Genomic DNA, 12660 nt, shown 5'->3' with positions numbered 1-12660 from the left:
TCGGAGGAAAATAAGTTATTCTCACACAGTTACTTGAGTCGGGACAAAATCATAAACTTCTTTTAAGAATCGAATCGAGAAAAATTTTTACTCCTCAGAGAAGAAACAGTTTTATAATGACAGCAGGCAGACTCACACAAACATAATCCTGATTTAATCCATCGGGCGATCGCGTCGGGAAGCGGCACGGTAAAGTACCGATCGCCGAACTCGGAAGGCTGTGCGTTGGAAGGGGCAGATCTCGCGCAAAAACAACACCGGGCGATCGGGGGGGACGGGCCGAGTGAAACGGTCAGAAACTTCCGGATGGAGGCGCCTTCAGAGTGCAATGTAGCAGAGATCGATCGCTCCACCGGGTTCATCTACAACTTCCCGTCAGAGAGCCAAAATTTTCAACTTTTCCCCCAAGCGGTTCACATGATTAGCCAACAGTTTTTTTCTTCGGTCGTCAGTTCCGGCGATCGCGCCCATCGGTCCCAAGTCGGTCGCGCGATCGTCATCATGTTAGTGGTAACGAGTTTGATCGGAGCCTGTCTCACGCGCTTGGCACAACTCCAGTTAGTGGAGGGAGATTACCACCAACAGCGTGCGGAAGAAAACCGGATTCGCCTGGTTCCGGTTCCGGCGGCGCGGGGGGCCATTCTCGACCGCCAGGGCAAAATCTTGGCCGCGAATCGCCTGTCGAGATCGGTCTACGTTTGGCCGCAAGAACAATCCCCGGAAGACTGGTATACAACTGCTACCAAACTCGCACCGATTCTGAAGCTTCCTGTCGAGAATATCGTGGAGCGGATCGAGCAGATGGGGTATAGATCGGCAATGCCCGTGCGGGTTTCCCAAAACTTGAGCCAAGAAGCCTTCGTCGCCCTCGGAGAACGGGCCGACGAATTTCCCGGTTTAGAAATCCGGGTGGAAACCAGTCGCCAATATCCTCAAGGGTCTTTAGCGGCTCACGTCCTCGGCTACATTAGCGAAGCGAATGCGGAAGATCTCAAAGCCCATCCCGAATATCCGATGGGGATCACGATCGGCAAAACCGGGATCGAACGGGCGCTCAACGATTACCTCACGGGGAAATGGGGGAATCTGCTGATCGAAGTCAACGCTCAAGGGGAAGAACTGCGCGAACTGGGGATGCGATCGCCCGAGTCGGGGAAATCGGTGCAACTGACCCTCGATCTGGCCGTGCAGAAAACCGCAGAAATGGCGCTCGGCGATCGCCAGGGTGCCGTCGTCGCCTTAGATGTCAACACCGGAGGCATTTTGGCGATGGCCAGTCACAGCACCTTCGACCCCAATATTTTCACCCGTCCGGTGAAAGCTGCCGAGTGGGAACACCTGCAAGCTCCGGAAAATCCCCTGCTCAACCGCGCCCTGCAAGGCTATCCCCCAGGCAGTACCTTTAAAATCGTCACGGCGGCGGCGGGGATCGAATCCGGCACCTTTTCGCCGGACGTGATGCTGGCCACCTCCTCTTACATTACCGTCGGCGGCTTCCAATTCCACGAACACAGTGGCGGCTACGGGACGATCGGAATTCGCGACGCCCTGGCGTACAGTAGCAACACCTTTTTCTATCAAATGGGTTTGGCTGCCGGACCCGAAGCGATTTCCAAATGGGGCAAATTATTGGGCATCGGCACCAACACCGATTTAGAATTTTTAGGGCTCGACGGGGGCCAACACGGTTCGATTCCCACCCCGGAAGAGAAACAAGAACTGTACGGACAGCCTTGGTATGCGGGAGATACGGTGACGATGGCGATCGGTCAGGGGTTGGTTTTGGTGACGCCCCTCGAATTGGCGGTGATGGTGGGGACGGTCGCCAATGGGGGAAATCGGATCAAACCGCACTTGCTGACTTCGCAAACTAACACCCCGGAAACCAAGCCGATTCCGACCGGGATCGCCCCCGAGACGATCGCCGTCATTAAAGAAGGACTGACGGCGGTGGTGCAAAAAGGAACGGCGCGGCGCTTGAATGACGGCACGATTCCCCTGACTGCCGGAAAAACGGGAACTTCGGAAGTGATCGGCCAACCATCTCACGCCTTGTACGTGGCCTTCGGTCCGGCAGTCAAGCCGGAAATCGCGATCGCCGTGGTGGTGGAAAACGGCGGCTACGGCGGGGTAGCGGCGGCTCCGATCGCCCACGAAATTTTCAAAACCTATTTTAACGGGACGACGCCGAAAACGAGCGCGGCGACTCCGTAAAGGGGAAAAAGGAAAGAGGAGCGATCGCTCTGGTTCGCTCCTCTGACGTTCCCGTTAAATTCCCAAACGCTGATAAACGGCGTCCAAATGTTTGAGATGCTGCTGGGGATTAAAGCACTCGTCGAGTTCCGCCGCACTCAGGTGCGCTTTCACGCGATCGTCCGCACTGATTAAGGCGCGAAAATCTCCGTCAGCTCGATTCCAAGCTTGGTGGGCATTCGACTGCACGATGCGATAGGCATCTTCCCGGCTGACCCCTTTTTCCACTAACGCCAGTAAGACGCGCTGGCTGAAAACGACGCCACCGTAAACGTTCATATTCCGTTCCATATTTTCGGGATAGACGAGCAGGTGTTTCACCAAGTCCGCCATCTCCGCCAACATGAAATGAGTCAACGTACAGGAATCCGGAAGAATCACGCGCTCGACACTGCTGTGAGAAATATCCCGTTCGTGCCACAAGGCGACATTTTCTAACGCCGCCATCGCATTGCCGCGAATCACCCGCGCCAGTCCGGTAATCCGTTCGGAACGGATCGGATTGCGCTTGTGCGGCATCGCCGAGGAGCCTTTTTGTCCCTTGGCAAAGAATTCTTCGACTTCGAGAACGTCCGTGCGCTGGAGGTTGCGAATTTCTACGGCAAACCGTTCGAGGGAGGCGGCGACCAAGGCCAAGCACTGCACGAATTCGGCATGGCGATCGCGCGAGATCACTTGGGTTGACGCGGTATCCGGTTCGAGGCCGAGTTTTTGGCAGGCGATCGCCTCCACGCGCGGCTCGATATTGGCATAGGTTCCCACCGCCCCGGAAATTTTACCTACGGCAATGTGCGATCGCAATTTCACCAACCGTTCGCGATTGCGGAGCATCTCCGCCAACCATCCGGCCAACTTAAATCCAAAGGTCATCGGTTCGGCGTGAATGCCGTGGGACCTCCCGATGGTCACCGTCGAGCGATGTTGCTGCGCTTGGTAGCGAATCGCATGAATCAGATCTTCCAACGGTTCGAGTAACACGTCCACACTGGCGACCAACTGGAGGGCCAACGCCGTATCCAACACGTCCGAGCTGGTCAATCCCAAGTGAATATAACGTCCCACATCGCCGACATATTCGTTGACGTTCGTCAAAAACGCAATCACATCGTGACGGACTTCCGCCTCGATCTCTTTAATCCGTTGCGGATCGAAGTGTGCTTTGGCTTTGATTTCTTCAACGGCTGCCGTCGGAATGTAACCCAGTTCGGCTTGCGCTTCACATACGGCAATTTCAACCTGTAGCCAGGTTTTAAACTTATAAGTTTCTGTCCACAATTCGCCCATTTCGGGCAAGGTGTAACGCTCGATCAACGTCCGTCACAGAAAACGACTGTCCTATTTTACCGCTTAACACCCCCCTTATTGAGAACCCCACGGGTCGATCGCCCCACTTGGGAGGGCGAGGGAGGGGAATGGGACGTTTAGCGATCGGTTTTCATCAACAAGGGACGGACGACCCAAAAGCCGAGACCGAAGGCACTTAAGATGACGACGATCGCGATCGCCAACCAAGCCGCTCCGAGATCTTGACTGCCGACCCGACGGGAACCGCGCCGATAGCGATTGTCTGCCTGTTCGGTGACCAGGGAGAGGGACTCGGGGCTAAAATCCGTATTCGGTAAGCTCGGTTCCGGCCCGTGGGGAGTGGGGGTCGGTTCGATCGGTGCAGAACTGTTATCCCGAGCAACACTCTCCTTCGTCGAGCTGGTATGACTTTCAAAGGCGATCGGCGAATTGAAACTCGGGGAAGGACGGGACGGATTTAAAGTCTGTTGGTGAGAACGCACCGCCGCAAAATTAGAGGAGACGGGGGATAAAGAATCGATCGTTTTTTGAAGCCGAACCACCGATTGCACCACCTGTTCCACCTCTTGCCGCAATTGTTGGTTTTGTTTGGTCAATTCGTGGTTTTGGGCGTTGAGCGAATCGAGCATCGCTTGAGAGGCTTGCAATTCCGCGACCACTTCTCGATAGAGAGAAATCGGCACCGAAGGGGAGTAAGTGGAGGTGACTTTAGTGGGAGTGTTGTTAGAATCGGGGGTATTTTCCATGAGTCTTAGATATAGATCGAGGATGAATTTTTCCGGTTGGCGAGAGAGGAAGGGTTGTTAAAGCTTTTGCGTTTAAAGAAATGCCATTGGGGCTTGGCAGTCAATGTATTTCTAGAATTAGAACAACTCCGATCTCGATTCGTCAAGAAATTGTTGCCAATTGTCGCGAAACCCGAGGGGGTAAGCGCGATCGCGCCCCTATTTTTTGCCGTAGCTGGGGCTATTGTAGTATGAAAATTCCAGTCCATCGGGAGGGGCGATCGCGCCTCCCCATTTCTCGCTAAGGAGATCGACCGTCCACCGTGTTATTACATTTAACCACCTGGCCCGAAGTCGAAGCCTATTTAGAGCGATCGCGCGGCATCGTCATTCCCATCGGTTCGACCGAACAACACGGACCGACGGGGGTAATTGGCACCGACGCCATTTGTGCGGAGGCGATCGCCCGAGGGGTCGGCGATGCCACCGAAGCGCTCGTCGCGCCCACCATTAACGTCGGTATGGCCCTGCACCATACCAGCTTTCCCGGTACGATCTCCTTGCGTCCGAGTACCTTAATGCTTGTCGTCCGGGACTATCTGACCAGTTTGACGAAAGCCGGATTTACGCATTTTTTCTTTATTAACGGACATGGGGGCAATATTGCCACCCTCAAGGCCGCTTTTGCCGAAACTTACACGGCGATCGCCGAGTTAAACCTCCCCCACGGCGATCGCGTTCGCTGTCGTTTGAGCAACTGGTTTACTTGCCATCGGGTTTATCAACTCGCCAAAGAGCTTTACGGCTCTCAAGAAGGCTCCCACGCCACCCCGAGTGAAATCGCACTGACTCAATATCTCTACGCCGAAGCCATCAAAGACGCGCCCCTCGATCCGCAAGTGGCCTCCGGCTATCCGATTTACGGTCCGGCAGACTTTCGTCGCCACTATCCCGACGGTCGCATGGGGTCGAACCCGGCTCTAGCCCGACCGGAACACGGCCAAAAGTTCTACGAATTGGCCGTGAAAGAATTAACAGAGGCTTATCGGGAATTTCTCAAAGCGGATTGAGCGAGCCGAGGCGATCGCCCTCAATTAAGCGTCAATTTAGCGTCAATTCGTGGGTTCGCCCGCTCAGTAAGGCCAAGTGCTGACCAAGAAAACCACTACTGCGGCCAAAGCTAACACCCCTTGAATGATATTGCCGATCAAGGAGCTGACCACCACGGCGACTCCCGCTTTAACGGCGAACTTCAAATCCCGACAGTAGAGATATTCGCCGATAATCGCGCCGAGGAGTGGACCGATCAACAGACCGAAAAGACCGCCGAAGGGCAAAATCGGGGGTAGCAAGCCGAATAAGCCGAGGAAGAGGCCGACGATCGCCCCAATTTGACCCCACTTGCTCGCTCCCGCCTGTTTGGCGCCGAGATAAGTGGCGAGAAAATCAATCCCGACACTGGCGACCAACACCAAAACGGCGATCGACAAGGCCCACTCGACCCCAGACAGACCGTGAACGAGGGCCCAAACCCCGATCGCCCCGACGATCAGACTCGAACCGGGCAGTCCGGGAATGACGGCTCCGATCGCGCCCAACAGGGCAACCCCCACCAATACCCAATAAAGAATCATCATAAAGACTCACGTTTTTGTTATTGAAACATCGTCTCAATCCGCTAAATATTCGTCAAAAGTTGCCGTTAATTTATCGGCAATTCCTTCGATCCAGCGTTCGTCTTGTCGAGTATAACTGCGCGGTGCGTTGGCGCCTAAGATCAGCACCCCGCGATCGCCGATGGGTTGACAGATTAACCCTTGAGTATTTTCCGGTAAATAGTCAAATTCTACCCGTCCCGGATAGAGATTGAGGGCGACTAAATAAACGGCTTTTTGCTTTTCTAACACCCGAGTGACGATCGCCCCCGGTTTGACCTCCGAATGGGGTCCTAAAATGCCGCGCCGCAGCAGCACGCGCCCCCGGTCCCAAACCACGACAGACCGGGTGACCGTATTGGTCAGTAACAAGTGGGATGCCCAAGCCAGTTCGGTTTTCACTGGGTTGGGCAAATCGGAATCCAACTCAAATCCTTGCGGACCGAGCAGTTCGACGGCATCGGGCGATCGCGGTTGGATTTGTTGCCACAGCAGACCGCTTAAAACGAGCAGCGCACTTAAAATGACTCCAACCACGTCGGAACGAGCTTGTGAAGCCGTTAAATCGCCTGTAGAGTAACGATTGACCAGGAGTAACACCCCTCCCAAAATCCCGACCGCGATCGGGAGTTGCCGCAAAACCTCATTTCGATCTGGTTTGGCCATGATGTGCTCGGTACTGTGCGCGTAAACTCCCAGGGGGTCGAACCCTCGTGATTGCGATCGCCCGCCGAGCGATCGCCCGTTCGGTCTGAACCTTGCCACCGCATTCGACCTGCGGCGAAGGCAATCCAGTCAGTTTAAAGCCGTTTAAAGCTCGTCCGGTTCGATAATGCGCTGAAACAAATAACCCGTTCCCCGCGCGGTCAAAATCAGTTCGGGATTGCTCGGATCGTCCTCCAACTTCGCCCTAAGTCGGGAAATATGAACGTCTACCACCCGGGTATCCACGTGTCTTTCCGGCGTATAACCCCAAACTTCCTGCAAAATTTCCGATCGCGAAAACGGTTCGCCCGATTTGCTCACCAACAATTCGAGCAAACTGAACTCCATTCCCGTCAGGCGAATGCGTTCGTCGCCCTTATAAACTTGACGTTTATTCGTATCGATTCTGAGGTGATTGACATGAATCACGCCGGAACTGGGAATCCCGGAATTGCCCGTTTTATCCACGCGCCGCAACACCGACCGGATGCGAGCTTCGAGCTCTTTCGGCGAAAACGGCTTGACCACGTAATCATCCGCCCCGAGTTCGAGACCCGTAATGCGATCGGCCACGTCGCCCAAGGCTGTTAGCATGATGATGGGGACATCCGATTCTTTTCGCAGCTCCTGACAGACGCCATAGCCATCTAATTTCGGCATCATGACATCCAAAACCACTAAATCGGGATTGGCATTGCGGAAGGTTTCGAGTGCTTCTTCCCCATCTGCTGCCGTAACGACATCGTAGCCAATCATTGAAAGTCGAGTTTCCAGAATGCGACGGATACTCGCTTCGTCATCGACAACCAAGATTTTTTCTTTATGGTTTTCCAAGCGACTCAAGGCTCCTTAACCGTGATTTTTCATCCTTAATTCTTAATACTCTACCATCTGGATCGCCTCGTTTTCCGAGGGAGCGATCGCGCTGAAACTCTCATCTATACTAGATTTCAGCTAATTTTCAGATTCATGTTATCCGTCAGGGTCTATCCGACACTCAAGAATGCCCAAGCAGCGAATTCAGTACACTTGCGACGAATGCGGTGCCGAATTTCCCCAATGGTACGGGAAATGCCCCTCTTGTAACATTTACGGGACCCTCGTGGAGCAAGTGGTCAATTCCGGTAGTCATGCGGGGACGCGACCGAGTTTAAACCCGGATATGTCTTGGATGCGAACCGGACCGCGCCCTCAACCCTCGTCATCCGGTCAACCGCGCTCCGCATTTAGGTTATCTCAGATCGCCGACCAAATGGTGACGCGCTGGCCCTCGGGGTATAGCGAACTCGATCGCGTCCTCGGCGGCGGGATCGTCCCCGGTTCTCTGGTACTCATTGGCGGCGAACCGGGAATTGGGAAATCGACCTTATTGCTCCAAGTTGCCAATCGCCTATCGCGATCGCGCTATAAAATTTTGTACGTGTCTGCGGAAGAATCCGGTCAGCAGGTTAAATTACGCGCCCAACGCTTGGGAATTCAACCGGAAGATCCCCCCGAACTCGACCCCGACGATCGCCTCGAATTGCCTCCCTCGTCGTCGTCGAACGAGCTGGAACAAATGGTCAGTTCCGAGAGAGACGAGCGGGAAGAAAGTGTCGCCACGGGTTCGGAGGTGGCGCAGAACCCGGACGACTCGATCCTCGACATGGCGTCCGAGTTTCCCCCCTCGGATGAGGGTGAGGGTCGTCGGGGAGAGGGGAACGGTCACTCGAATTTTTATCTGCTCCCGGAAACAGATTTAGAGGAAATTTTAAGAGAACTGGAATCTTTAAAACCCAATCTCGCCATTATCGATAGTATTCAAACGATTTACTTTCCGTCCCTAACCTCCGCTCCCGGTTCCGTCGCTCAAGTTCGCGAATGTACTTCGGCGTTAATGCAGGTGGCGAAGCGGGAAAATATTACGTTATTGATTGTCGGTCACGTTACCAAAGAAGGTGGAATCGCCGGACCGCGCGTTTTGGAACACTTGGTCGATACGGTTTTGTTTTTTGAAGGCGATCGCTTTGCGAGTCATCGTCTGTTGCGATCGATGAAAAATCGTTTTGGCGCCACCCACGAAATCGGGGTGTTTGAAATGGTCGCGCAAGGGTTGGAAGAAGTGACCAACCCTTCGGAATTATTTTTGGGAAATCGCGAGGAATTCGTGTCCGGGAGTTCGACGATTGTCGCTTGTGAAGGAACGCGACCGATTGTCGTCGAATTGCAGGCGCTGGTGAGTCCGGCGAGTTTCGGATCGCCGCGTCGCGCCACCACTGGAGTCGATAGCAATCGTCTGGTTCAGATTCTGGCGGTGTTGGAGAAACGAGTCGGCGTTCCTCTCTCGAAATTAGATACTTATGTCAGTTCCGTGGGGGGGTTGAGTGTTTCCGAACCTGCGGCGGATTTGGGGGTGGCGATCGCCGTGGTCGCCTCATTCCGCGATCGGGTCGTCGATCCCCACACGATTTTACTCGGCGAAGTCGGTTTGGGCGGTCAAGTCCGTCCGATCTCCCAACTCGAACTGAGATTGCGCGAAGCCGCTAAACTAGGATTTAAACGAGCCATCATTCCTAAAGGTCAAATTCCTCCCGACCTCGGGATGGAAATTATCCCCGTTGCTAAAGTTCTCGATGCCATTATTGAAGCGATCCCAGCTCCTTTGAATCCTTCGGAGTTGACGAGCTTAGCACCCGCCACGGACGAACTTTCTCCGATCGTCGAAACGCCATTAGATGATAGTTTTGAAGATGATTTTGAAGATGATTTTAATGACGAACTAGACGATGACGATCCGGTATTTTAAGTGTTGAAAACAAGGCGACGATCGATCGCCTTATCCATAAGGAGCGCAAGAGATTTACCTGTTATGTTAGCACTTTTGTCAATCCTCAAGCCGGGTTTGGCGATCGGGGGGGTTAACAACGGCGATCGTTAACTTTTGGGGAGGGTTTCATCTTATCATTTTTGCAAATCTAAGTTTTCTTCAATCGCAAGGGATTGGAGGATTATTTATAACACCCTAGCAGGAGACCATTGGTGCTAGACGAACTTTACAGTTTGATTTTGGGAACGTTGCTTTTTGGAGGGAGAATCACCGGATCTCTAGAAGCTGACAGTTTGGGAAAACTGTCGTCCGAAGATCTTTGCCAATTGTTTGTTTCCGGGCGAAATCGGGCTTTAAGAAATACCGATCATGCCTTTAAAAAGGTGGTTTTAGATGCGGCGATCTATGCGATAAATTTAGCTATTTCTCTCCATATAGATCGCGTTACTCCTGCCCATCAAAAACAAATTTATGCTTGGTTGAAAAGAAGGGTAAATTATCTCAAAAAACAAAACAATTTGCCGCAATCGGGAGGATTAGATGCGAGCAAAAACAAAAATAAAATGATTTTTTTTCGAGCTGAAGAAATCGCTCGCTTATCGGTTAGAGAGCAAAGTCAAGCTTTGAGTAGTTTAAAAAAAGGGATCGAGTCGAATTTTTATCTCGACGCTCTCCCCGTTCAATTTCGCTATGGATTCGAGCAAGATTGGCTCGTCTGTACGAGCTTACATTTGGGTGAGCGTCTTCGGAGCAATAGCACAATTTACAAAATTCTCGAACAAGAACTGCAAATTTTTAGTAAGTCTCCTCTCTTTGCCAACTCTTTTCAAGATCTTCAGGGAATTCAACAAAATTTTATCCACTTGTTGAGATATCCCCAAAAGTATTTATGTTTGATCCAGGCGATCGATTTTGACGTTCAACAGTTGCGCGCCGAAATGATGTATCCCCTTGAGTCGAAAGCGTTAAGTGGAGATGAGGTAGATGCGGCTAGAATGACTTCTTCGGATAGTGGCTTAGCTCAAACTGATACTCAAGTCGATCGCCTTTTAGATTTACTCGATTCTCCTTCGAGTGCGACTCCCGATCCTGTTCGACCTGGGGCGATCGATCGGTCAAGTCAAACCGCGCAAACCCAAAGTTTTGCCCCAAAAATTAACGGTAACTCCCCGGAAAATAACCGTTCTGCATCGAGCGAATCGAACCGCTCTCTCCCTCAACCTATTTCGGGTAATTCTCCCTCCCCTCGCGAACCGATCGTTTGGAAATGCGTCAATACATTAACGGCTCATTCCGATTCCGTCGTTTCTATTACTTACGCCCAACAATTGGCGGAACGAACTCAACGCTCTAGTTATATTTTAGTGAGTGGGAGTTGGGATAAAACGATCAATCTTTGGTATCTCGGTAATAACGGTCAAGTGCATCGTTCTCCCTACACTCTCAATAACCGTTCGGCTTCAGTGTATTCCGTGGCTATCAGTCCGGATCGCCAATTTTTAGCGACGGGTTGTGTCGATTACACGGTCCGTCTTTGGCATTTGAGTGATTCACAATCTAATCGAATTTTAACGGGCCATTCCGTGCCGATTTATTCCGTGGCGTTTAGTCCGGACGGTCGCTTTTTGGCGAGTGGCAGTGGCGATCAAACGGTGAAGTTATGGGATGTTAGTAGTGGCGAATTGCTAGAAACGTTAATCGGACATTCGGGTTTTGTTTATTCGGTTGCGTTCAGTCCGGATGGCAAAATTTTGGCGACGGGTAGCGCGGATAAAACGATTAAACTCTGGCAGGTGAGTACGAGGAAGTTATTGCGAACGTTGATTGGGAATGCGGCGGTGACTTCAGTGACGTTCAGTCCGGACGGACGGACGTTGGCAAGTGCCAGTCGGGATGAGACGATCAAGTTGTGGCAGTTGGAAACTAGTACCCTGGAAGCGGGGACTCGACCCGCTCCCACACGCACGCTGACGGGTCATTCCGCCGAAGTTTTATGTGTGGCGGTCAGTCCGCGATCGCCGATTTTAGCCAGTGGCAGTCATGATAAAACGATTAAACTCTGGCACTTGGGCAGTGGGCAATTGATAGGGACGCTGACGGGTCATTTCGATTCGGTCAATGCGGTGGCGTTCAGTCCGGACGGTCAGCTTTTGACCAGTGCGAGTCACGATAAAACGATTAAGATTTGGCGGATGATGCGCTAAGGGGCGATTGAATAACGAACGGCGATCGAATTTCGGGGCATTAAGTTATAAGCTTGTCGGGGAACTAAGTTATAAGCTTGAGGGAAATACGGGTTAATCGAGCAGTTTCATGCTGATGTCGAGCCAGGACGAACGGGTGATGGGGGCGCTGGTTGAGATATAGTCCACTCCTGTTTCGGCGACGGCGCGAATGGTTTCGAGGGTGACGTTCCCGGAGGCTTCGATTTTGATGCGCGGGTTTTGTGTGCGAATGATGGCGACGGCTTCTTTCATGCGATCGCACCGCATGTTATCGAGCATGATGATCTCAACGTCACAGTCGAGTGCTTCGCGAACTTGTTCGAGGGTTTCGGTCTCGACTTCTATACTCAGGGGATAAGGTAGTTCGGCCCGCAGGCGAGTTACGGCTTTGGCGATCCCACCCGCAGCAATAATATGGTTGTCTTTGATCATGACGGCATCGTCGAGTCCCATGCGGTGGTTGAGCGCCCCACCCACTTGAGAGGCGTATTTTTCCAGAATTCTCAATCCGGGTGTGGTTTTGCGCGTATCAACTAAGTGGGTCGGCAGATCGGCGATGCGATCGGCATACTGTCGCGTCACTGTTGCAATCCCACTCAAGCGCATGACTAAGTTGAGAGCCACCCGCTCGCCGATTAATAAAGTATCTGCGCTTCCCGTCAGTTGGGCGATCGGTTCTGAAGCCCGGCAATGTTGCCCTTCTGTTACTAAGGGTTCAAATTGGATTGACGGATCGAGCAATTCAAAAACTCTACGGGCGAATGGGAGTCCGGCGATCGTTCCCGCAGCTTTGACGGTCCATCGCGCGACGTGCGATCGTCGTGCTTGTGCAGCCAGCAAAACCTGACTCGCACGGTCTCCTCGACCCAGATCTTCCAACAACCACTGTTCTAGCAACCTATCTACAATCAAGCGATGCGGTAAAACTGCCATCTGCGCGCGATCGAACTCTCAAGCATTACCCCCCGATTATTCATCCTTCGCCC

General features: G+C 52.6%; 10 protein-coding genes. 4 read left to right on the top strand and 6 right to left on the bottom strand.

The window, feature by feature from the left end; genetic code table 11:
- The first annotated feature begins 417 nt into the window (after positions 1-417).
- A complete protein-coding gene (mrdA, locus tag JJD41_RS00620) occupies positions 418-2214 on the top strand; it encodes a penicillin-binding protein 2 (protein ID WP_200666936.1) in 1797 nt (598 codons plus the stop codon).
- 54 nt (positions 2215-2268) lie between these two features.
- Here the strand turns inward: mrdA and purB are convergent, their stop codons facing one another.
- Both purB and JJD41_RS00610 read right to left on the bottom strand, forming a co-directional pair.
- The gene (gene purB / locus JJD41_RS00615) at positions 2269-3564 is read right to left on the bottom strand and encodes an adenylosuccinate lyase (RefSeq protein ID WP_200664259.1); all 1296 of its coding nucleotides are present in this window, start codon (positions 3562-3564) and stop codon (positions 2269-2271) included.
- A 110-nt stretch (positions 3565-3674) separates the two neighbouring features.
- Positions 3675-4304 carry a hypothetical protein gene (locus tag JJD41_RS00610; protein ID WP_200664258.1) on the bottom strand — a complete coding sequence of 210 codons (630 nt, stop codon included), beginning with the start codon at positions 4302-4304 and terminating at the stop codon, positions 3675-3677.
- 302 nt (positions 4305-4606) lie between these two features.
- On the opposite strand from JJD41_RS00610, the gene JJD41_RS00605 reads away from it, so the two are divergent.
- Positions 4607-5353, top strand: coding sequence for a creatininase family protein (locus JJD41_RS00605; protein WP_200664257.1), 747 nt, complete (start codon positions 4607-4609; stop codon positions 5351-5353).
- Positions 5354-5416: 63 nt separating this feature from the next.
- Here the strand turns inward: JJD41_RS00605 and JJD41_RS00600 are convergent, their stop codons facing one another.
- The 3 genes from JJD41_RS00600 to rpaB all read right to left on the bottom strand — a co-directional run bounded on the left by JJD41_RS00600 (position 5417) and on the right by rpaB (position 7477).
- On the bottom strand, positions 5417-5920 hold the full coding sequence (locus tag JJD41_RS00600; RefSeq protein ID WP_200664256.1) for a DUF456 domain-containing protein: 504 nt from the start codon (positions 5918-5920) through the stop codon (positions 5417-5419).
- A gap of 33 nt (positions 5921-5953) precedes the next feature.
- The gene (locus tag JJD41_RS00595) at positions 5954-6604 is read right to left on the bottom strand and encodes a cofactor assembly of complex C subunit B (protein WP_200666934.1); all 651 of its coding nucleotides are present in this window, start codon (positions 6602-6604) and stop codon (positions 5954-5956) included.
- A gap of 144 nt (positions 6605-6748) precedes the next feature.
- On the bottom strand, positions 6749-7477 hold the full coding sequence (gene rpaB, locus JJD41_RS00590) for a response regulator transcription factor RpaB (RefSeq protein WP_168571755.1): 729 nt from the start codon (positions 7475-7477) through the stop codon (positions 6749-6751).
- A gap of 169 nt (positions 7478-7646) precedes the next feature.
- Between rpaB and radA the strand changes: the two genes are divergently transcribed.
- Positions 7647-9428 (top strand): DNA repair protein RadA, encoded by a 1782-nt coding sequence (gene radA / locus JJD41_RS00585; RefSeq protein WP_200664255.1) that lies wholly within the window; start codon positions 7647-7649, stop codon positions 9426-9428.
- Between the two features lie 584 nt (positions 9429-10012).
- Complete coding sequence (locus JJD41_RS00580) at positions 10013-11653, top strand: WD40 domain-containing protein (protein WP_234488446.1); 1641 nt, start codon at positions 10013-10015, stop codon at positions 11651-11653.
- A gap of 93 nt (positions 11654-11746) precedes the next feature.
- Here the strand turns inward: JJD41_RS00580 and nadC are convergent, their stop codons facing one another.
- A complete protein-coding gene (nadC, locus tag JJD41_RS00575) occupies positions 11747-12607 on the bottom strand; it encodes a carboxylating nicotinate-nucleotide diphosphorylase (RefSeq protein WP_200664253.1) in 861 nt (286 codons plus the stop codon).
- Positions 12608-12660 lie beyond the last annotated feature (53 nt).

The organism is Oxynema mangrovii CENA135 (assembly GCF_016632315.1).
Taxonomy (GTDB): Bacteria; Cyanobacteriota; Cyanobacteriia; order Cyanobacteriales; family Laspinemataceae; genus Oxynema; species Oxynema aestuarii.
Note: the sequence above shows the minus strand (reverse complement) of the source record. Positions and strands in the feature narration are given on the sequence as shown.